Below are 21531 nucleotides of genomic sequence, written 5' to 3' on the forward strand. Positions count from 1 at the left end.
AGAAGCGATGCCCCATGGCAATGGCTCGACGATGAAGAAGGCGGACGCCGTTTGAACCTTCCTGCATTTAAAATTGGCTGGCCCCAGCGGCTGGCCGCGTTACTGCTCGTGCTTTTTCTGTCGCAGTGTCTCTGGGTCATCTCCCGCCAGCAGCTCTCTACCGACGATTACCGCTTCGCCCGCTGCGGCCGCGAGATGTGGGAGCGCCCCTCGCCCCTGGCCGGATACTTCACCTCCTGCGGCAACCTCAACGGCGACGGAACCTTCGGATACCGCGTCGCCGGTCTCCCCCTCTCCGCCCAGCGGCTCGCTCTCCTTGCCATCGACAAGATGCGCAGCCCGGAAAACCGCCTCTATGCCTCCAGCGCCCTGAGCGGTTCCACTTGGGAGGCGCGCCACGAGCTCTCGAGCGTCAAATATCTCCTTCATCTTCCGTTCGTCTTCTTCGCCGTCTGGCTTGGCGCCGGGCTATGGTGGGTAGCCCGCCGGCTCTTCGGAAACGAGGGCGGCTTCTTCGCGCTCGGCCTCTACTGTTTTTGCCCCGACATCGTTCGTTATTCCGTAGTTCCCAACAACGACGTCCTCGCCATGTGGGGACTCTACGGGCTCGTCTACACCGCCATCGGCGTCGCCCACGCCATGCAGGGGCCACGGCGCAAGTGGCGTCCCCGCATCGCCCTTCTGATCGTAGCGCTCGGCCTCACCGCCGCGGCCCACCTTCTTGCCGCCATGATCGGCCTCCTCGCCGCGGCGATTCTCATGATGTATCTGGCGGAGCGCCGCCGCAGCCACGTCATGCAGATCCTCATCTTCTCGGCCCTCGGCGCCATGGCCGTCTTATTCGCGTCCTATACCTTTCGCCTGCCTGCCTTTACCTACGTCTTCACCGGCGGCAGTGCGCGATTCTGGTTCTCCCTCGACGCCGCGCGAGGCTTCTTCGCCTCTCCTGCCAATGCGGCCATCTCCGTCGCCACGGCGGTCGCGGCCATCCTCTGGCTCGGAATCCGCCGCTGCCGCTACTTCGGAAACACCATACCGCTCATCCTGGCGCTTGTCCTCTTTCCGCTGGTGACGACGCAGGCCGTCTCCCGGCCCTGGCTCTGGGCTCTCCCGTTCCTCTTTACCTTTCTCGGCGGAGTCTTCGCGGATATTCTGGAAACACGCTACCGCAAGCTTTTTCTTGTGCTCACCGGCCTCATCCTCGTCACCCAGGCCGGTCTGTGCATCACACTCTTAACGACGATTGCTCACCAGTCCTGACCCGTCTGCCACGCGTCTCCAACCTCTAACGAGAGTTCGCACCAGCCGGGCGCCTACAGGTCTGAAAATAGTCTCAATCTTTCAGGATGGTCCAGTCTTGATGAAGGTCACGCTTCGTTCTGCAGGCACCGTGTGTGCACTTACCCTCTTGCTCTGCCTCTCCGGTTGCCACCGTCACCGCAAGACCACCTCTGCGCCCAACAGCACGGACTACTCCGACAACATCGAGACGCTGGTCGCCTCCCGCAAGCTCTCCTTCCTTCGCTGGCCCAACGTCTCCGACTACCAGCCCCTGATCAAATCCTTCTACGACGATCGCAACAACGAGATCGCCTGGACCCGCGACGGCAAACCGACTCCCGCGGCCCGTGGCTTCATCCAGGCCTTCGCCGACGCGGCCAGCAAAGGCCTCAGCCCCGAAGATTACGATAGCTCCCGCTGGTCCTCGCGCATCCAGGCCCTGTCTTCCAGCAAGGAAGACAGCATCACCCAGTTCGATGTCGCCATGACCGTCTCCGTCATGCGTTTCATCTCCGATCTCCGTATCGGGCGCATCAACCCCCAGCACTTCAACTTCGGCATCGACGTGGCCAACAAGAAGTACAACCTCGCCGAGTTCGTCTCCGACCACGCCGTCGATGTCACCGACGTGCCGCAGCTGCTCTCAACCGTCGAGCCCGACTCCGACCTCTACCGGCGCACCGAGCAGGCCTTGGCTCACTACATCGAGCTTGCACGGCTCCAGCCCACCAGCGCCGCCGCCAACCCGCTCCCCATGGTGACCAAGCCCCTCAAAACAGGCGACCCCTATCCTGCCGGCAACGAGCTCGAGCAGCGGCTCGTCTTCGAAGAGGATGGTCACGTCACCGCCGCCGACCAGAACGAAGACCCCAAACAGATCGTCACCAAAGCCGCCACCGAGGGCCTCAAGGCCTACCAGGAGCGCCACGGCCTCACCGTCGACGGACGCCTTACGCCCGAGACGGTAAAGAGCCTCAACGTACCTATGTCCCGGCGCGTCCAGCAACTCCAGGACGCGCTCGAGCGCTGGCGCTGGCTGCCCGAGCCCTATCTCAATCCGCGCCTCATGGTGAATCTGCCCGAGTTCGTTCTCCGCGGCTACAGCCCCGACCACAAGCTCGACTTCACCATGAAGGTCGTCGTTGGAAAGGTTGTCGACGAGCACCAGACCCCTGTCTTCGCCCACATGATGCGCTACCTGGTCTTCCGGCCCTACTGGAACGTCCCCACCGACATCGCCCGCAAAGAGCTCGTTCCGAAGATGTCCGCGAACCGCAGCTATCTTGATAGCCACAACTTCGAAGTCATCAATACCAAGGGCCAGGTCATTCCCGCCTACACCGTGAAGCAGGTGGCTCAGGGAGGCCTAATGGTGCGCGAGAAGCCCGGCCCGAAGAACTCGCTCGGCCTCATCAAGTTCATGTTCCCCAACCAGTACGACATCTACCTGCACTCCACGCCTGCGACGGAGCTCTTCAACCGCACCCGCCGCGACTTCAGCCACGGCTGTGTCCGCGTGCAGAAGCCCGACGAGCTGGCCGCCTGGCTTCTCGAAGGCCAGAAGGACAAAGACGGACAGGACTGGAACCTCGACAAGGTCCGCGAGGCTCTGAACTCCGGACCCGACAACCATCAGGTCAACCTCAAGACACCCGTCCCCATCGTCCTCTTCTACGTCACCGCCGAGGTCGAGGAAGACGGTCACGTCCACTTCTTCGACGACATCTACGGCTACGACGACAAGATGCAGCAGGTGCTGCAAAAGGGGCCACCCTATCCCATCCGCCCCGATCCGGCCATACCGAAACCCAAACCCGGCGACACCGTTTAGCCTCGGCCCGCACTCCCCACGCGCAGCTCCCGACGGAATCGAGACCCACCACAACGGAACACACCGATAAGACCACCACAAACGGGTGCCCCATTCATGCGGTCTTATCGCATGAGTGGGCTCTTTCGAGCACGGGTGCCCCATCTTCGCGCGGCTTGATCGCGGCTAACGCTCTTCCCTCTGGGAGGAGGTATAGCCGAGACCTGCGATGAAGCTAGTCGGCCCGCTTGCTGCTCGCCCGTGGAGGCTTCGGCTTGCTCTTGGCTTTGAGATCGAGATTGAGCGCCACGGCAGCGCGGATGAGCCCCTTCAAGGCCGCCTCATCGACCTTGTCGCCTTCGTGGATGTCGATGGCGCGGCGGACATTCCCGTCGAGGCTGGAGTTGAACAAACCGGAAGGGTCCTCCAACGCAGCTCCCTTGGCAAAGGTCATCTTGACGACGTTCTTGTACGACTCTCCCGTGCAGACGATGCCGCCGTGGGAGAAGACGGGAGTCCCCATCCACTTCCACTCTTCGACGATCTCAGGGTCAGCTTCGTGGATGATTGCGCGCACCTTCGCGAGCATCTTCCCCCGCCAGTCCCCAAGTTCGTTGATCTTCGCGTCGATGAATGCAGATGCAGATTCCACCGGGACGGTCCTTTTCATTACAACCCCAACTCTCGCACCTAATTTAGCTGCGCTCAACGTAATCTGCACTTCCGCCAACGTCGAGTAGTGGGTCAGCTCGGAGTGAATAACTGAAGTTGCCGAAAACCGGACTTGGTTCCCGGGAGCCAGCGCAAAAAGAGATCAGTAAACAGAGGAGCGTTTCTCGTTACTGAGACGAGCCTCCATGAATCACTTACAACCCTCGATTTCCGTAGAGCTTCTAGGATTCCCTTTCTGATATTGCTGAAGGACCTTTTCCTGCTGCTCGAGAGGGATAACACACCACAGGGCACGTTCCGCGTCCGTCACAGTATTCCTGTTGTAGGGTTCCATGGTCCAGGTATGACCACCGTCGTTTGTTCGGAACTGAGTCCCGAAGATCTGAGGCTGTTTGATGGACTGGAGGTATCGGTCCATCGTAGCGGCCATCATCCACCGGTCAGCCCCGCCCATCCCATATGCGGTCGAACTCAGGACATGCGCCAGCATCAGATCGGCAGGATCAGATGAATGCTGGAAAATGATCGAAGCGTAGCTGAAATCTTCCTTGGTTTTCAATTTCCCATCTGCCAGGAGTGAGCGAACGGCTTCGTGACGCTCAACGTCGTGCTTTGTTGTCGCCTTCCAATCCAAATCGGACGAGGCCCTTACCTGCCCTTTGCCGAACATGTCGTTACCACGATCCCACTGATCAGCGATGACTAACCGTAATAGTTCCGGGTTCGCGCTCGTGTTCTTTGGGATGGTGGGGCTGCTAACCTCTTTGTTCGGTGCCTGCGCCGGGAGCACGGCGCCATAAGTCAGGGCCCAAACTATGTAACAAATTAGAAGATTGAAGCGCATGCGTGTCATCGTAGAGCCAGCAAGATAGCAGGATCAAGTCAGTTCAATACCGCAAAGTCAGCTTAGCGGAAGTGATCGGCAACCGTGCGGATGGCCAGTTCGCGGAAAACGGGGTTATCGGCAACTTCGATTCAGGCTCGGCTGCACGGTTGCGAACTTGCTCAAACGAGACTTTTCAGGAGTCGCCTACCGTGCGCTACTTACGCGCCTCACCTGTGCTAACCGCAGCCAATCTCCGCGTACTGTTTCCGAACAGCTGGGTCATCCGTTATAAAAATATCGGCTCCATCTTCCTATGCTCGATGATTTCAGTTATGCCATCGACAGTGATCGCTTCGTAGGCCGGATAACCAGGGGGAAATCCTTGTGGGGGATTTTTTAGTTGGAAAGCACCTCCACATCTCACCCTGCCATTTTTCTTTTCTATTATTTCCTTATTTTTGTCTTGCAATCTGAATCGTGCACTGCCGCCCCAAGGCATACTGAAATAGCTCATCGTAAGCGAAACGTCTCCGCGTGTTAGTCCTGGCGGGGGTGTATTCCATCTTGGCAGTCTGGATTCACTAGCTAGTGTGAATGATGACTCCGGGAAGTATTCGCATCCAATAATCAGAGCTGCCAACACTCCAAGAATCAGCAAACCATCGGTGCGACGGATTATCTTCATGATCTGCCACTTCCCTCCAGCGGTATATCAGTTTGCGCTTCTGCGGCGACACGAACGTTGACAACATCATTGTCGCGTTAAGGGTAAACGACCTTCAGGCTTGAGCCCTCGAATCATGCGTGGCTTACGGGCCAACGTCCCGCAAAAGAGGGTTATAGGTAACTTTGGTCGTCCCGGAGTTCAATATGACCCACTACCCAACGTCGTCGCCGCCTCGCACTCCTACGATCTGCGGTCGGGCGCTCGTCAGCGTGGCCTGCAGGCGGCGCCAGAAGAGGTACGACACGCCCTACAGAACCCCGGTCCCTCACCGACCAGCTCCGACGCCTCGACCCCATCGCCAACGGCGAGGTGGCTATCAGCGCCGAGACGAGCGTGATGGCGAAGCCCGCGTAGGCCCACTCCTTCAGCCGCGCGGGGACCATGGGGACGAGCAGTGCGGCCACGCCCGCCAGCTTGGCCCTCGAGAGCTCGATGCGGAAATGGCAGGGAATGTGCGTAGCGGGCCAGCTTCTCCGCATCTACCTGATCGCTCTGGTGATCGCTATGGGATATAGCTCGCAGCTCACGCACGTTAGCCACGATCACCTCGTGCTCCAGTTCCTGCCCCAAATGCGAACGTGCTCCAGGGGTGATTGTAGCCACATCGGGCGGCAGTCATTGACTACCGCCCTTTATCCACGCACTTCAAATCACGGAAACATGGCCCATCTCGTTCAGCTTGTCCGAAATATCCTGGGACAGCTGCAGCGACGCAGCCGAGATGTTCTCGCGCAGGTGAGCCACAGAGGATGTGCCAGGAATCAGCAGCATGTTGGATGAGCGTTGCAGGAGCCACGCCAGAGCCACGACCATCGGTGTCGTGCGCAATGCAGAGGCCGCATCGTCCAGGGTCGACGACTGTAGCGGCGTAAAGCCACCAAGCGGGAAGAAAGGAACGTACGCCACGCCCTCGGCGTTGAGGCGATCCAGGAAGCCGTCGTCTTCTCGATGCGCGACATTGTAGTAATTCTGCACGCACACGATCTTCGTTATTGGGCGAGCTTCATCGAACTGCTTCTGTGACACGTTGCTGAGGCCGATGTGCTGAATCAGCCCTTGCTGTTGCAACTCAGCCAGCACCGTGAGGGGCTCCGTGATCGATGCTTCGCTTGGCGCAGAGACGCCACCGACTCGCAGATTGACAATCGGCAACACGTCGAGGCTGAGATTGCGCAGATTGTCCTCTACGGACTGTCTCAGGAACTCGGGAGAGGTGTCCATGATCCACGAACTATCGTCTCCGCGGCGAGCGCCTACCTTTGTGACGATCGTCAAGTCCTTTCCATACGGGTGCAGAGCTTGTTTGATGATCTGGTTCGTTATGTGTGGTCCATAGAAATCGCTTGTGTCGATGTGATTTACGCCGCTCTCGACGGCCTCCCGAAGGACCGCCAGAGCAGCGTTGACATCTTTCGGGGGGCCGAAAACATGAGGTCCAGCAACTTGCATCGCCCCATAACCCATCCGCTTAACTGTGATTGAGGTTCCGGGAAACGTGAATGCGCCACCGAGGTTGTTCTGCGTGTTCATATCCATCTCTCCTATACACTTCGTAGTGATTAGATGAAGGAAGCTTCAGGTTTGGAGTTCGCATTTGAGCAAAGCCGCCGCCGTACGGTTCGAGCCAAGAAAGACGCCAGTTCAGGCGCGTTCGTCAGCGAGCGTCGAAGCCATCATGCAGGCAACTATTCAGGTTTTGCTGAAAGACGGCAAAGCGAAGTTGACAACAACACGTATAGCCGAGCGCGCGGGTGTTTCTGTTGGAACACTGTATCAGTACTTTCCGAACAAGCGTTCCCTGCTGCAGGCGCTCTTGAAGGAACATCTGGACCACGTAGCTCTCGAACTGGAAATCACGTGCGAAGCCGTACAGGGAGCGTCTCTTGCGAGGATGGCCGAGGCGATCACTTCCGCCTTTGTGCGGGCTAAGTTTCGCAACATCGACGCCAGTGTTGCGCTCTATGCGGTAAGCGACGACGTCGAAGGCACGCGCATTGCGCGTGGAATGCATGCGCGTGCGACGAAGGCAATGACGGCCGTGTTTCAGACAGCGCGTGAGAAAACAATTACGAAGCCTGACATAGTGGCAGCAACTCTGTTGAGCGCGATGGCAGGGGTGAGCCGAGCGATGCTGGAAATGGGAGTGACGCGAGGCACCATGGCGACAATGGAGAAAGAGCTGACCGTGATGGTCCGGGCATACCTGGAGGCTTCAGCTGTGGGGAACATTCCTTAGAAGTGCAGCGTGGACTAAAGCGTCGGCTCCGGTGGCCGACGGGCTTTTCATGGGAATAGTCTCTCTCCGTTCCGAAAGACCTGCTCATCCCATTTCTCAGTACCAACAAGGCCAAACTTCAGGAACAGCCGGCCTGCACTCGGCGCCAGAAGAAGTATGACACGCCCCAGAGAACCCCGGTCCCCACCGACCAGCTCCACGCCTCGACCCCATCGCCGACAGCGAGGTGCGCGATCAGCGCCGAGACGAGCGTGATGGCGAAGCCGGCGTAGGCCCACTCCTTGAGCAGGTAAAGAAAATCGCCCCGGGCCGGAACCATGGGGACGAGCAGTGCCGCCACGCCCGCCAGCTTGGCCCACGAGAGCTCGATGCGGAAATAGGCGGGGAAGCCGAGGTGGGCGAAGGTCCCGGCCACCTGCGGGAGCCGCAGCTGGGCGTAGGCGGTGAAGCCCATCTGCAGCGCCAGGAGCGCCGTCGAGATCCAGAAGCCGGCGACCAGTCCCTTGGAGGCCTTTGTCTTGTTGGACGTCATCGTGCTTGTGGAGGCGTTCATGCCGCACCTCCGCCGAGCACTCGCTCCAGACCGTCGAAGAACTTCTGCCAGCCGTATTTTGCGCCCCCATAAGCTTGCTGCTGATCGGGACGGAAGCCGGACTGCTCCATGCGAACGTGGGTGCCGCCGTCCGCTGGAGTCAACGTGAAGAGCACAACGGAGTCAAGCCCCAAAGAACTCCAGCTATAGGAGAGCTGTTTTAAGGGATCGACGACGAGCACCTCGCAGTCGATCACTCCATCCCATTGCGGCATGGGTTCGGACCGGAACTGGAACCTCCGCCCAACCACGGGTTCGAAGTCGTTTTTCAGCAGCCACTGCGCGACGAGCGGGCTCTCGGTGAGCGCGCGCCACAGCTTTTCTGGCGGGTGCGGGAATACCCTCTCGATAACAACGGTACGGGTACCCTCTGCTGGATTGCTCTTCTCTGCTGCATTGCTCATGGTGCTCATGGCTCCATCCTTTCCAGAAGTGCTTCAAGCTGGTCAAACCGGTCGCGCCAGAATGCACCGTAGTCACGCAGCCAGGCCACCATCGGCGCCAGCGCATCGGGCTGTGCGCGATAGTGAGTCTCGCGTCCCTCGCGGCGATGCCGTACCAGCTTTGCCCTCTTCAGCACCGTCAGGTGCTTGGAGACAGCAGGCTGGGACACGCCCGCATAGCGAGTCAATGCGTGGACGGTCTGTTCGCCCTGCCGGGTCAGCTCCTCGAAGATGGCCCTGCGCGTCGGATCGGCAAGAGCACGGAACACGTGATTGGCATTGGCCGGCTTCACACACGAAACCATAACCGTATGGTTATGGTTTCGTCAAGAGAGAAAAGCAACACAATTTCCGATTCCAGCCTTGCGCGATATCAACTCCTTCGATTTGCGCAGCAGGCAGAGACACGACGGACAGATTCGTGACGAGCTTCGCATAACCCAGCCTTCTCCGGTTCTCGGTGAGCGCATCATCGCCAATGCACGTTTCGAAAGTCTTGAAAAACGATACTGACCAGATTTGCAGTCGACGCAGGTCCGGTACTATCTCGCATCTTTTCGATCTCAGTACGTGGAAAAGTCGATCGACCCCAACCGAACGTGCTCTTTACCCGCAACCGGTGCGAACATCCTGAAACATCAAAGGGGGTTGTGGGTCGATCCGGCTGGAGCAGGTGCGTTGTAACCGTCAGGTCGTGTCGGAACGACCTACCATAAATATCGCTCATCTAATATAGTGCCATCATGCCAACCAGGTGGACAGCAATTGGAATTGATATCGTCGTCCCGTTTCTGCCCGCAATAGCTTGCTCCTCCGTATCTTCGGTCCTGAGAACCTGATGCTTACGCGGAGACACATCCTGCTTCGCTTGATCCTTGCGGCCGCCCCATGTTTCCTGATGTGCACTGGCGGGATCGCGCAACAGTTGCGATCTGAATCCCTGCCGGATGCGCCGTCTCAAACCCAAAAACCACCGACAACACCACAGACGGCCAATCCAATACAGGGCGGCGTAGAGATTTTTAAGCTGCTGCAGGAGAAATCCCTTGTATTTCCCGACCTCGCCACCACCGGGGGGGCGTTGAGCAACAGGCAAAAGTTCAAGCTGGCGGCAAACAACAGCGTGGCGATGTCAACGATCGGGGCAGCGGCGATCGGCGCAGCGTACGGCCAGGCGATCGATAGTCCCTCGGGGTATCACCAGGGCGCGGAAGGGTACGGGAAGCGCTTCGGGGCAGAAATGGCCCGTGCCGCATCAGACAACATGTTCGGGACCTTTCTATTGGCGTCTGCTTTGCATCAGGACCCGCGGTTTTATGTGAAAAAAAATCTGTCGTTTAAGCAATCTTTGGAGTATGCCGCTGTCAGGGTGTTCATCACGCGAAGTGACTCCGGAGAGAGGGTAGTCAATTATTCGGGCCTGATAGGCCCGTTGATGGGCGAAGGGCTCGCCAATGCCTACTACCCCGACGAAAACCGCACTGTCGGCAGCACCTTCACCCGCTATGCTTCCGACCTGGGATGGAGATTTGGCGGGAATCTGCTACGCCAGTACTGGCCGAGCATTAACAGAAAGCTGCGCCTTGCACCCGAGTCTTCGCCAACCCGTGGCACGACAGACAACACTCCCTGACGACACTTCGCCGTTCTCAAGGCTGCTGTAAACCTGGGGGACATCCAAGTCCTAAGGTAGACCCACCTCTGCAACAATAGCGGTGTCTTTACGCTGCGTCAGTTGACGACAAATCGCCAATGCACTCGTCGAAGTGCCCACTTATAAGAACACCCGCCTCCACCCTTCATCCAAACCCGCATTGATATCCTTAATCCTGAGGACTCTGTGCAAACCGTAGATGTCGTTGTTTTAGGAGCAGGCGCGGCCGGCCTGATGTGCGCCATCGAAGCAGGCCGCCGCGGACGCAGCGTCTTCGTCCTCGATCACGCCGAGCGCATCGGCAAGAAGATCCTCATCTCCGGCGGAGGCCGCTGCAACTTCACCAACCTCCACTGCCGGCCCGAGAGCTTCCTCTCCTCCAACCCCCACTTCGCCAAATCCGCGCTCGCCCGCTTCACCCCCGCCGACATCCTCGCGCTCGTCGAAAAGCACGGCATCCGCTATCACGAGAAGACCCTCGGCCAGCTCTTCTGCGACCGCTCCGCGCACGACATCGTCACCCTGCTCGAGCGCGAGTGCAAAGACGCCAACGTCCGCATCCTCACCGCAACCAGGATCGAGTGCCTCACACAGTCCGCGAATCCCTCGGCACCGGCCAGCCCGCGCTTCACCGTCGAAACCTCCTCCGGCGCCTTTCGCGCCAGCTCCGTCGTCGTCGCCACCGGCGGCCTCTCCATCCCTAAAATGGGAGCCACCAGCCTCGGCTACCAGCTCGCCCAGCAATTCGGCCTCGCCCTCGTCCCCTGCCGTCCCGCGCTCGTTCCCCTCGTCTTCAACCCCGAAGATCGCGACCGCTGGTGCGATCTCTCCGGCCTCTCCACCGAGGTCGTCGCGGTGGCCACCACAAAGCGCCCCGTACGCTTCCGCGAAAAGATGCTCATCACCCATCGCGGTCTCAGCGGCCCGTCCATCCTGCAGGCCTCCTCGTACTGGCAACCCGGCCAGCCCGTCGAGCTCGACCTCGCCCCCGAAGCCCAGCTCCTCTCTCCGCTCTTCGCCCGCAACGCACGCCGCGACACCGCCTCGGCCGTCGCCGCCCTTCGCACCCTCTGGCCTGCGCGCCTCGCCGAACGCTGGCTCGCGGTCTATCCACCCTCGGGGTGGACCAACGCCACGCTCGAAGCGTTCGAGCGCGATCTGCACGCCTGGCGCATCACACCCGCCGGCTCCGAAGGCTACGACAAGGCCGAGGTCACCGCCGGAGGCGTCGACACCGCCGAGCTCGACGCCCGCACCATGGAGAGCCGAAAGGTTCCCGGCCTGTATTTCATCGGAGAAGTCGTCGATGTCACCGGCTGGCTCGGCGGCTACAACTTCCAGTGGGCTTGGGCCTCCGGCGCCAGCGCCGGACGCGCCGCATAATTCCTGTCAACCCGAAATCGATCCAAATCACAGAAAACAAGACTCATAAAAGTGCCGATTAGATATCCTCGCTTCCCTACAATAGAAGCAGTGGAAGAAGATCACTCCGAAATGGGCCGATTCTCCAATCTTTGGAGAAGAAACAACCTCCCACTGGATTCGTTCCCGTTCGATCGGCTCGGTAAGTTAGGGTTCAGATAAGTCCTTAGGGATCAATATTTTTTGGGTTAACCCATGCATTATGAATATTTTGCGCTGTGCAAATTGCGCAACTAGCACAAAATAGAAGACTTATCTAAAAAGAGTAAGGGGGATGCCTACTGGACCACCAGCGTAAGGCTTACGGTGTGGCTAAGCCCCGCGCTCGAGCCCGTCACCACAATGTTGTAGGTTCCCGGAGCCGTCACCCCGTTGGTGCTTCCGCCGCCTGAGCCCGGCCCGCCGTTGGAAGGAATCAGGCGCCCCCCGCCGCAGCCGGCCGCAACCAGCAGCACGCACAGCAGGGCGGTCGAGGCGAGACGCCTCCGCCGTATCGTGAAGAATCCCGCAGGAAGCAGAAGCGCCGCCCAGAGGAATCGGTCCTCCAGGTGCTCCAGGCGCAGCCTCGAGAGACTCGGAACACCCGTAAGAATCGTCACCGAGACCGTCGTCGCTCTGCCGTCCAGCGGCACCGTCGAGGGTGTAATCGTGCAGGTAGAGTTCGCCGGAGCCCCCGAGCAGGCAAGGCTTACCGTCGCGCCCTGTACCGCCGGTCCCGAGGTAAAGAGCAACGGAAACACCGCATTCTGCCCACTCGAGGTCGTCACCGACTGCGGCCCGTTCGCCGCCAGCGCAAACTCGACCGCCGAACCTGTCAGCGGAAGTGTCTGCGGTGAGTTGTCTGCGCTGTCGCTGATTGTCAGCGTACCCTTGCGCGTTCCTCCCGCCGTGGGTTGGAAGACCAGTTGCATCGTGCAGGCCGAGCCCACGGCCAGCGGATCCGTGCAGGTGTTTGTGCCGGGCGCGATGGCGAAGTCTCCATTCACCGCAATCGTCCCGATAGAAAGCGGGAGACCGCCGTTGTTCGTGAGAGTTACGCTCTGCGGCGCCGAGCTCAGGCCAACGCCGGTCAGCGGGAAGCTCATCCCGAACAGCGGCGACAGCGAAACGCCCGGCGGAGCTACGCCGGTTCCACTCAGCGTCACATTCTGCGACCGGTACTGGTCGGAGACCGTAAGGGTTCCCGTCGCTGCGCCCAGCGCCGTCGGCTGAAAGATCACGCCGACCGTGCACGTCGAGTGCCCCGTCAGCGAGTTGCCGCAAGAGTTCACTGCGATGAAATCGCCGGTCGTTTTGGCCGCAATCAGCGTCAGTGCCTTGTCGCCCGCGTTCGTCAGGATCACACGCTCGAGCGCGCTCGATGAGCCCAGCGGCTGCGCGGCAAAGGAGAGCGCCGCTGGAGCCAGGGAATCGGTCGCGGGCAGAACACCGGTTCCATTCAGCGAGGCCGTCAGAGCGTTTCCGTCGGCGGAGATGGTCAAGCTGCCCGCGCGCGCTCCCGAGATCGTCGGCGTAAACACGACCCCGATCGTGCACCCGGTGCTGGCCTTCAGGCTGCTTCCGCAGGTGTTCGCGGAGATGCGGAAGTCGCCGCTGACAGCAGCAGTGCCCAGCGCAGCCTGGGCACCGGACGTGTTCGAGACCGTGATGTTTTGCGCCTGGCTCGGCGCGTTCACGTCGACCGCGCCAAAGCTGACGAACAACGGTGTAAGAACGACTGAGCCTCCCGGAGTTCCCCTGCCACTCAGCGCCACCGTCGCCTGTCCGCCGGAGACATTGCCGAAGATTGTCATGGTCGCGCTGCGGTTTCCGGTTGCTGCCGGAGCGAAGCTCACGTGAAGCGTGCAGCTCTGACCGGCAGCGACAGAACCGCCCACGCAGTCGTCCGTCTCGAAGAACTCCGCCTGCGGACCGAGAGGAAGCTGCGCCAGCGAGATGTCCACACGGCTGATAGTCAGCGGCGCATTGCCGGTATTGGTCACCGTGACGCTCTGTGCCGCGCTGGGTGTGCCGATGGCCTGGTCCGCAAAGTTGAGGGAAGACGGATCGAGTGTGATCGCTGGCTGGGCGGGAAGAGCGGCGGTCAGCAGTGGAATCTGCCAGATACCGCGCCCGTAGGTCGCAACGCGAAGCTCGCCGGTATGGCCGTCTCCGGTGCTCATCGCGGGAGCAGCCCTCAGCTGCATAGCCGGAGCGTTCGGCAATCCCGCGCCCAAGACGCTCCAGCAATTGCTCGTCGTGCACGTCGTCACCTGCGTCGTCGCAAACACCCCGCTGTCCATCGCGACATAGATCGTGTTGGCGTCGTCCGGGTCGACCAGAACGCTGTTGGCTGGAACATCGGGCAGGTTGCGGGAGATGTTGGTCCAGTGCGCTCCTGCATCGGTCGAGCGATAGACATGGGCCACATGAAATCCCTGCACGGTCGCATAGACGGTCCGGCCCGTGGCATCGTGCGGATCGACCGCGATCGAAGAGATGTCAAAGTGGTTCGGGTTGAAGGTCGTAATCGCCCCGTTCGTCACCGGCGACACGCTGACATCGCTCCACGCACTGGCGTTTGTCCCGGTCTGCGCCGCCTGGGTGACAAAGAGGTGCCCGCCCGCGGTTGCTCCGCCGTCGGCGCTTCCGGCAATTCCGGCATAGATCACCTGCGACCCGGAGCTTTGCGCCTCGGCCGCGCTGAAGGCCGGTCCTCCCGCCGCGAGCGAGCGCACCATGGCATTCGCCGACGCGCAGGTGGGGCTTTGCGGACCCGCCAGCAGCCTGCTGATCGCATTGTCGCCAGGCCAGACCGAAGCATCCGCTGCCGGACCGCGCCAGACGCGGCAGGTTCCAACGATCAGGTTGGAGGAGAGCGCGGGGTCAAGCAGCCACGGCGTGTTGATCAGCGAGCTGTCGCTGGCCGTCTGCGAAGGCCCGATCGTGGGCTGGCCGGTAAAGTCCGGGGCAGCGCAACCGCCACCTTTGTCGCAGCGGCCGATGCTGACGCCGGCGGCGGTGGAGATGTACCAGAGATCCGGATTCTCCGGATCGATCGCAACGGTGCCTCCTTCGCTGGCGGCAAGCTGCGCCCATACGCCGGTTCCGGCGGTCGAAGCCGCGGTCGTGGAGGCCGTGCCATTGGCTCCCAAACCGGCGAGCAGTGTTGCCGGGTCGGTGGGATGCTGGGCCAGGCTCTCCACCTCAGCCAGTGAGCCCAGGCCGCCGTTGAGATTCTCAAAGTGAACGGCGTCGTCCGGGGAGCACGGCTGCGCCTGCTGGTTCACGCCGTCTATCGAGCGCCACAGGCCGCCATCGTTGCCGACCAATAGAAAGGGAGACCCGGAGGTGGCCTGCGCCGCCAGAGCGTGCTGCGCCGGAGCCACCCTGGCCGGAGCGCCGCAGCCGTTCAGCACGTTGGTGGTGTTGCGCATCGTGGCGCAGCCGGAGGCCAGCGAGCATCGGTAGAGGTCTACCGTGCCGGCGAAGAGAAGCGTGTCTGTACCGGACGCCATAGCCGCAAGCGAAAGGTTGTAGTCTCCCTGCGGAATGACGGCGCTTCCATCGTTTCTCTCAAGGGAGGTTGCGCCGAGCTGCTGCGCAAACGAGACCGGCGCGGCGCAGCCGCTGCCCGTGCCCGCGCATACGTCGCGCCAGAGCCCCTGGTCGCGATTGCCACGGTCTACGGTGAGGCCATACATATCGCCGCTCGAAGGCTCGACCGTCAGGGCTCCGCGGAAGATGGGACAGTTGCTACTCCCCACCTGATCAGAATTGGTAGGGCATGCCGCTGTCGTGAGGCCGGGGCCGGGCTGCTGCGGCAACCGCGTCCAGGTAACCCCATCGACCGATTCGTAGTAGCCGTGAAAACGCAGCGCGGCGTAGAAGCGATTACGCACCGGATTCCACACCACTGCGGTGGCCGCATTGCCTCCGCTGGTGATGACTCCGGCGGCGAGCGGCCGCTGCACCGTCTGCGCGCCATCCATCACCGTGCTCATATGCCAGGTGAGGCCGGCATCGGTGGAGTAGTAAAGCCCCATCACACTGTCGGTCGGTGTCGCTGCGCCGGTCAGGGTTCCTTCGGCAGCCTCCGAGAGCGCAGCGACCACTGTGTCAGACGAGACGGTGCTCCAGGCAAGGCCGGCAAAGCTCAGCCCGGTGAAGAGATAGTTCTGGTTCGGAACATCCTGCGAACCGTTCACGAGCGTCCAGGTCAGTCCGCCATCGGCCGACCGCAGGAGCCCTCCGCCATAGAACGAATCGGTTGCGTCGTTAGGATCTCCGGTTCCGGCAAACACCAGGGGTCCCCGCGCACTCATTGCTCCAATGCTCAGGGACGGAACCGCACCGCTTCCCGCATTGCCGCTGAAGACCGGAAGCGTATCGGTGAGAGGAGCAAAGGTGACCGCCGACGCCGGTCCGGCCGCATTGGTCGACTTCCACACGCCTCCGCCGGTCGTGCCGATATAAACCGTGTTGCCGGTCGAGTCCGCCGGATCGATTGCAATCGCCGTCACCCGCCCGGTGACTTTGCCGTACGCCGCGGAGCTGACCTGGGCCGGTCCCAGCGGCTGCCATGAAGCCGCAAGACCGGTGGCGCGAGGGGCAGCGGTTGTCCTTGTCTGCGCGATGCTGAACGGCAGAGCAGCGAGGAGAACTGCCCATACAGAGGCGCGAACGAGCCTTCCTGCTTCGCGCAGGCGCACTTCGAGCTGTATGGATTTCCCTGACCCCATGACGTGCTACCTGCTCAACGCAAACACCTGTTCCTGATGCTGCAAAGCTGCGTCGATGGAGTCAACGCGGAAGGCGAAAGAAGAGAGAGGGAGAGTTTCAGAAGGGGGTAAGAAAACTTTAATCTTTCCCGCCATCTGAAGTGATCTTGTAAAGACGCGGCGCCTCGTGCCGCCGCTGTTCTAGCAGCGCACGATCTTGGGAGAGTCGATCGACCGCGTAGCATTCCTGGAATCTACGACCAGCCTGGCCTGGCTGACAATTTCACCATAGTTGTAGAGGGAGTGGTCGGTGAGAATGAGTACGCAGTCAAACCGCTCGAGATCTTCAAGCGGTGTCGAACGCATGTTGAGGTCGTAGTGGCGTCCCCGTCCTACTTCGGGGAAAAAGGGGTCGTTGTACTCCACTTGTGCGCCGGCGTGACGAAGCTTCTCGATGACGACGAGCGAGGGCGATTCGCGCAGGTCGTCCACGTCGCGCTTGTAGGCTACCCCCAGCACCAGCACCTTGGCTCCGCTGAGAGCGGTGCCGTTGCGTTCGAGAGCGCGTGCGGTCGATTGCACGACGTACTCGGGCATGGCCTCGTTGACTTCACCCGCAAGCTCGATGAATTTTGCCTGGATGCCGAACTGCCGCGCCTTCCAGTTGAGGTAGAAGGGATCGACGGGAATGCAGTGGCCGCCTACGCCGGGCCCGGGGTAAAACGCCTGAAAGCCGAATGGTTTGGTAGCGGCGGCCTCGATGACCTCCCAGATGTCGATACCCATGGGCCCGCAGAGCTGCTTGAGCTCGTTGACGAGCGCGATGTTGACGCAGCGATAGATGTTCTCGAGCAGCTTGGTCATCTCCGCCGCAGCGGGCGTGGACATGGGCACGGTCTTCCGGAAGACGCTGCCATAGAGCGCCGACGCGGCGGCGGTTGCGCGCGCATCGACTCCGCCGATGACCTTCGGGATATCGCGGCGCGGAGTGATGATGTTGCCCGGATCCTCGCGCTCCGGCGAGAATGCCACCATCACGCCGTCAATCTCTCTCTCTGTTTCGGAGGCCGAAGGATTGCGCAGGACCTTGAGACCTTTTTTGCCGCCGACGCGATTGATCGTCTCGACGATGATCTCTTCCGTCGTTCCGGGATAGGTAGTGCTTTCAAGCACCACCAGCTGTCCCGCACGGAGATGCGGTGCGATCGCCTCGATGGTCGAGACGACGAAGCTCATATCCGGCGTGTGGTCTTCGTTGAGCGGAGTGGGAACGCAGATGAGCACGGCATCCATACTGGCGATCTCCGTGAACTCCGCGGTTGCGCGAAAGCCGCTGCGTCGTGCGGCCTGAATGTGATCCGGCTCGATGCGATGAATGTACGACCGGCCCGCGTTGAGGCTGGCTACCTTTTTGGCGTCGATATCGAAGCCGGTAACGCGAAAGCGTTCTTCGCTGAAGAGCAGCGCCAGGGGAAGCCCCACATAGCCCAGCCCGATGATTCCGACCTGCGCCGTGCGCTGGTCGATCGCCGCCAACCACTCTTCCAGTCCCGCTCCCGTCGATACAGCAATGTTTGGTGGTGTCACTCTCTCTGTCTTCCTAACCAGCAAATTCTTCGCGATACCATGCGACGGTGCGGCGCAATCCCTCTTCGAAACCTATTCGGGGAGCATACCCTAGAGCGGCGAACGCGGCGGAGATATCGGCGAGTGAGTCGCGAACGTCACCTTCGCGCTCGGGGCCATGTATAGGTGGATGCTCAAAGCCGAGTAAGGTTGCTAGAAGCGCATACGTTTCGTTAAGGGTGTGGCGCTCTCCGCATGCGATGTTGAACACGCGCCCGGCGGCCAGATGCGCGGGAGCTTCCACGGCCAGCAGATTGGCACTGACCACGTTGTCCACGTGGGTGAAATCCCGGCCCTGCTCGCCGTCGCCGAAGATGGTCGGCGTTTCCCCGCGCATCATCATCAGGATGAAGCGTGCCATCACTCCGGAGTAGGGGGAGTCCGGGACCTGCCGCGCGCCAAAAATATTGAAGTAACGCAGGCAAACGGTTTCAAGACCGTAGACCCGCCAGTAAGCCTGCATATACAGCTCGCCGGTCAGCTTCTGCACCGCATAGGGCGACAGAGGCTGCGGCGCCATGGTTTCCACGCGAGGGAAGCCGGGCTGGTTGCCGTAGGCAGAGGAGGAAGCCGCATAGACCACGCGCTTCACGCCCGCCAGACGAGCGCCTTCGAGCACGTTGAAGGTGCCGCCGATGTTCGCCTCGTGGCTTGGCCGGGGCTGTTTCACGCTGCGCGGGACGCTGGGCAAAGCACCCTCGTGGAAGATGTAATCGATGCCTTCGCAGGCGCTGCGGACAGCATCGGCATCCGCCAGATCGGCCTCGCGCAGCTCGATCCCGTCGCTTACAGGGTCGAGGTTTTGCCTGAGGCCGGTCTCGAAGTTATCGAGCACCCTGACCTGATCTCCACGCTCCAAGAGCGCGTGAACGAGGTGCGAACCGATGAAACCTGCGCCGCCGGTAATAAGGTAATTTGCCAAGTTTTAAGAATATCAGTCTGGGAAGTGGAGACCCGCCTGCGCGGGGAGAACCTGCATCTGTTGCATATAACGTCTGGAATTGAATTTTGTTCCGGTCGAAGCCGCGGACATGTAACGAATTTTTCCGAAGATGGGCCGCTCGCTCCATGCGCGGTCGAACTTGCCGAGAATGGCCCACGCTATGCCGGCGTACCCGTTGGGATCGCGGCCATCGAGGAAGTACTTGTCGTTGAGGTGAATGGCATACTTTATGGCCGTGTTCACGTCCGGGGTCCACTCGAGGATCTTCTTGGCCCAGTACATGCGCATTACGTTGTGCATCCAGCCGTGGTGCAGCATCTGGAGCTGCGCGGCGTTCCAGAGGTCGTCGTGGGTTTGGGCGGCCTCGAGCTCAGGGAGCTGGTAGACGAACTCGCGCTCATCCCGGGCGTGCTCCGCGATGGTCTGCTTCGCCCAGGGCTCGGCGCACCCTAGGGAGTCATAGTCTTTGGTGTAGCGGACGAAGTTCACCGCGAGCTCGCGCCAGACGATCAGCTCGTTGAAGAATGCGTCGCGAGCCGGACGCAGCTGCGGATTCTTCTTCACCGCGGCCTCAACCGCAAGCGCAATGGTCAATGGCCCGATATGGCCGAAGTGCAGGTAGGGCGAGAGGCAGGATGTGCCATCCATCTCGGGCCGGCTGCGGCTGGTCTCGTAGTCCACGAGCATCGTATCCACGAAGTGTCGCAGACGTTTGAGTGCGGCTTTGGTTCCTCCGGTCCAGGCGTCGACGGGTAACACGGTGCGGTCGAGATCGTTCCATCCGCGCGTGATGTCCTGCTGAACCGAATCGGCGTGGAAGCCCTTAGGCCTTTTCCACTCGCGGTCGACCTTGAGGTTCTCGTACGGCTGCATGAAGTCGGGAAGCAGACGATAGAGGCGCGGCCTGATGGTGTAGGCACCGTACTGTGTACGCTCCATCCGCTTCGAGGGCACGATGACGTCGGTATCGACGGTCCAGAAGGGAATCCGCAGACGGGAGGCGAGCTGCTGGCGCCATCGCTCCGGTTCGCGCATCGGGTTTTCATCGCCGATGACGATCGCCGCGCCGACCTCAGCGAACAGGCGCTCGCGCGATTCGTTGGGTGCGCGGCGCATTACAAATGCGATTCCCCGCGCAGCCAGATCTTCTTCGATGTCTTTCAATCCCTGATTGAGAAAGGCATAGTGACGCAGGTTGGCATGAGGAAAGTTCGAGATCGCCGCGAAGTACACCACCAAGGGCAGGCCAAGCGCATTCGCGACTCTGACCGCGAGATCGACGGCGTGATTATCGCGGCCACGCTGGGCGCGCTGCATCCAGTAGACGACGCATCTGCCATCGCGATCGGGCTCGCCCGGGCACCGCACCGTGACTCGCGGATCTTCCGCAAACTCCCGGGCAAGCCCGCGAAGGTTCGATGGCTGGCTTGTGGCTGACTTATGCCGTGCAGCCTTCCGGCCGGATGGATCCATCGGCAACGTCCCCCGGTCTCAAGGCTACCTGAAACAAAGAACCTCGAACACCTTACCTTTCACGCAGGCCGTAGACACTTACGGTGCAACTGTCGCAGTGGCTTTGGGATGTCTCTCCGTCCTTCTCCTGCTCCGCGATTCGCTGTGCCTCCACCTCTCGATGAAGATCGGAGAGATAGTGGCGGTAGATCTCGAGTGCATGCAGCACCAGAGGATGCGAAGGCGGCAGATTGAGGCGGAGAATCCGTATTCCTTCACGCAGGTCCTGTTCGGCCTTCGCCTTCTCGCCTGTCTTCCACTCGGTAAATCCAAGCACAACGTGGACCTGGCCCATGGGGAAGGACTCCGGGGCGAAGCCCCCCTGGACAAGCGACATGGCCTGCCTTGCCGCGACCACACCTTCGCCGCAGCGGCCCGTGAAACAACTTGCGAAGGCATAGCCTACCAGCGCCGAAGCCTTGTCTTCGCGGCTGGCCTGGGGAAGCAGGGCCAGCTCGCGTTCAGCAATCTCGGCATGGTGCCTCGCGTCCTTGTTCTTGCCGAGCATGAGGTAGGCATCGGAGAGGTGACCTTCAGCGCGAGCGACCTGGAGAGGATCGCCGAGCTTCTGGAAGATGACGAGGGTGCGCTTGCGGCAGTTCAGCGATGCCTCCCCGCGCTGAGTGAGCGTATAGAGCGTACCGAGGTTATTTAATGTGACCGCATAGTCCTCCTGCATGAAGGGTTGGGACTCGAAGACGTGCAGGGCGTGGAGGTAGGCATTTTCCGCCCGGTCAAACTGACCGAGGTCTTGCTCATCGGAGGCGATTTGAGCCCAGAGACGCCCGACTGCATCGTCAGTGAGATTCAGTCGTCGGGCATCGTCGATGGCTCGACGAGCCTGAGCGATTTGCGTGCCCTTCTGCCCCGAGATGTTCTGCCGGGCAAGAGTGGGCTGGACAGCGGTCAGAGAGAATGCGAGAGCGAGAAGCCATATCCAGGGGAGTGAAATCGAATGGGGGAAAGGCTTCTTTCCGGAGCGGCGGAGACTACGGGGGGACACCATGGATCACCTCGTCGAGAAACGGGGAGCGGGTATGGTGTCGATCTACGCGCGGATTTTGGGGGAGTTCGCGGTTTGTGACGA

19 protein-coding genes are annotated in these 21531 nt (G+C 60.9%); 6 read left to right on the forward strand and 13 right to left on the reverse strand.

From position 1 onward, the window contains the following. Nucleotides 1–51 precede the first annotated feature (51 nt). Complete coding sequence (locus BDD14_RS15140) at nt 52–1260, forward strand: hypothetical protein (protein WP_130419535.1); 1209 nt, start codon at nt 52–54, stop codon at nt 1258–1260. 100 nt (nt 1261–1360) lie between these two features. Next, nucleotides 1361–3112 (forward strand): L,D-transpeptidase family protein, encoded by a 1752-nt coding sequence (locus BDD14_RS15145; protein ID WP_130419536.1) that lies wholly within the window; start codon nt 1361–1363, stop codon nt 3110–3112. Between the two features lie 214 nt (nt 3113–3326). On the opposite strand, the gene BDD14_RS15150 is transcribed toward BDD14_RS15145, so the two are convergent. The 5 genes from BDD14_RS15150 to BDD14_RS15170 all read right to left on the reverse strand — a co-directional run bounded on the left by BDD14_RS15150 (nt 3327) and on the right by BDD14_RS15170 (nt 6846). Continuing rightward, nucleotides 3327–3761 (reverse strand): DUF1801 domain-containing protein, encoded by a 435-nt coding sequence (locus tag BDD14_RS15150; protein ID WP_130419537.1) that lies wholly within the window; start codon nt 3759–3761, stop codon nt 3327–3329. 192 nt (nt 3762–3953) lie between these two features. Continuing rightward, nucleotides 3954–4607, reverse strand: a complete 654-nt coding sequence (locus tag BDD14_RS15155) for a hypothetical protein (RefSeq protein ID WP_165420093.1) — start codon at nt 4605–4607, stop codon at nt 3954–3956. A gap of 268 nt (nt 4608–4875) precedes the next feature. Continuing rightward, nucleotides 4876–5274: a hypothetical protein gene (locus BDD14_RS15160; RefSeq protein WP_130419539.1), complete on the reverse strand. Its 399-nt coding sequence runs from the start codon at nt 5272–5274 to the stop codon at nt 4876–4878. Nucleotides 5275–5426: 152 nt separating this feature from the next. Then, a complete protein-coding gene (locus tag BDD14_RS31855; RefSeq protein WP_165420094.1) occupies nt 5427–5795 on the reverse strand; it encodes a DoxX family protein in 369 nt (122 codons plus the stop codon). Nucleotides 5796–5961: 166 nt separating this feature from the next. Beyond that, nucleotides 5962–6846, reverse strand: a complete 885-nt coding sequence (locus BDD14_RS15170) for an oxidoreductase (RefSeq protein ID WP_130419540.1) — start codon at nt 6844–6846, stop codon at nt 5962–5964. A 64-nt stretch (nt 6847–6910) separates the two neighbouring features. Here BDD14_RS15170 and BDD14_RS15175 point away from each other — a divergent pair, with 64 nt between their 5' ends. After that, nucleotides 6911–7552 (forward strand): TetR/AcrR family transcriptional regulator, encoded by a 642-nt coding sequence (locus BDD14_RS15175; RefSeq protein WP_242617966.1) that lies wholly within the window; start codon nt 6911–6913, stop codon nt 7550–7552. A 118-nt stretch (nt 7553–7670) separates the two neighbouring features. Here the strand turns inward: BDD14_RS15175 and BDD14_RS15180 are convergent, their stop codons facing one another. From BDD14_RS15180 to BDD14_RS15190, 3 genes are read right to left on the reverse strand one after another with little or no spacing between them, the layout of a single operon-like run. Next, entirely contained in the window at nt 7671–8105 is a 435-nt protein-coding gene (locus tag BDD14_RS15180; RefSeq protein ID WP_130419541.1) for a DoxX family protein, read from the reverse strand. Then, complete coding sequence (locus tag BDD14_RS15185; RefSeq protein WP_130419542.1) at nt 8102–8557, reverse strand: SRPBCC family protein; 456 nt, start codon at nt 8555–8557, stop codon at nt 8102–8104. Before BDD14_RS15185 ends, BDD14_RS15180 begins: the two co-directional genes overlap by 4 nt. After that, nucleotides 8554–8856 (reverse strand): ArsR/SmtB family transcription factor, encoded by a 303-nt coding sequence (locus BDD14_RS15190; protein ID WP_207231750.1) that lies wholly within the window; start codon nt 8854–8856, stop codon nt 8554–8556. The genes BDD14_RS15185 and BDD14_RS15190 overlap by 4 nt, the downstream gene beginning before the upstream one ends. 4 nt (nt 8857–8860) lie before the next feature. Between BDD14_RS15190 and BDD14_RS31860 the strand changes: the two genes are divergently transcribed. The 3 genes from BDD14_RS31860 (at nt 8861) to BDD14_RS15200 (ending at nt 11624) form a co-directional block, all read left to right on the forward strand. After that, entirely contained in the window at nt 8861–9100 is a 240-nt protein-coding gene (locus tag BDD14_RS31860) for a hypothetical protein (RefSeq protein WP_165419822.1), read from the forward strand. 325 nt (nt 9101–9425) lie between these two features. Then, a complete protein-coding gene (locus BDD14_RS15195; RefSeq protein WP_130419544.1) occupies nt 9426–10220 on the forward strand; it encodes a hypothetical protein in 795 nt (264 codons plus the stop codon). 207 nt (nt 10221–10427) lie between these two features. Beyond that, on the forward strand, nt 10428–11624 hold the full coding sequence (locus tag BDD14_RS15200; RefSeq protein ID WP_130419545.1) for a BaiN/RdsA family NAD(P)/FAD-dependent oxidoreductase: 1197 nt from the start codon (nt 10428–10430) through the stop codon (nt 11622–11624). A 317-nt stretch (nt 11625–11941) separates the two neighbouring features. On the opposite strand, the gene BDD14_RS15205 is transcribed toward BDD14_RS15200, so the two are convergent. From BDD14_RS15205 to BDD14_RS15225, 5 genes are all read right to left on the reverse strand, one after another. Next, nucleotides 11942–16384, reverse strand: coding sequence for a choice-of-anchor D domain-containing protein (locus BDD14_RS15205; RefSeq protein ID WP_130419546.1), 4443 nt, complete (start codon nt 16382–16384; stop codon nt 11942–11944). Nucleotides 16385–16564: 180 nt separating this feature from the next. Then, nucleotides 16565–17950, reverse strand: coding sequence for a nucleotide sugar dehydrogenase (locus BDD14_RS15210; protein WP_130419547.1), 1386 nt, complete (start codon nt 17948–17950; stop codon nt 16565–16567). A 13-nt stretch (nt 17951–17963) separates the two neighbouring features. Continuing rightward, entirely contained in the window at nt 17964–18911 is a 948-nt protein-coding gene (locus tag BDD14_RS15215) for an SDR family oxidoreductase (RefSeq protein ID WP_130419548.1), read from the reverse strand. 12 nt (nt 18912–18923) lie between these two features. Next, complete coding sequence (locus tag BDD14_RS15220; protein ID WP_130419549.1) at nt 18924–20405, reverse strand: deoxyribodipyrimidine photo-lyase; 1482 nt, start codon at nt 20403–20405, stop codon at nt 18924–18926. A 52-nt stretch (nt 20406–20457) separates the two neighbouring features. Continuing rightward, nucleotides 20458–21450: a tetratricopeptide repeat protein gene (locus BDD14_RS15225; RefSeq protein ID WP_130419550.1), complete on the reverse strand. Its 993-nt coding sequence runs from the start codon at nt 21448–21450 to the stop codon at nt 20458–20460. Between the last annotated feature and the right edge of the window lie 81 nt (nt 21451–21531).

It is taken from the genome of Edaphobacter modestus, from assembly GCF_004217555.1.
GTDB classification, from domain to species: domain Bacteria; phylum Acidobacteriota; class Terriglobia; order Terriglobales; family Acidobacteriaceae; genus Edaphobacter; species Edaphobacter modestus.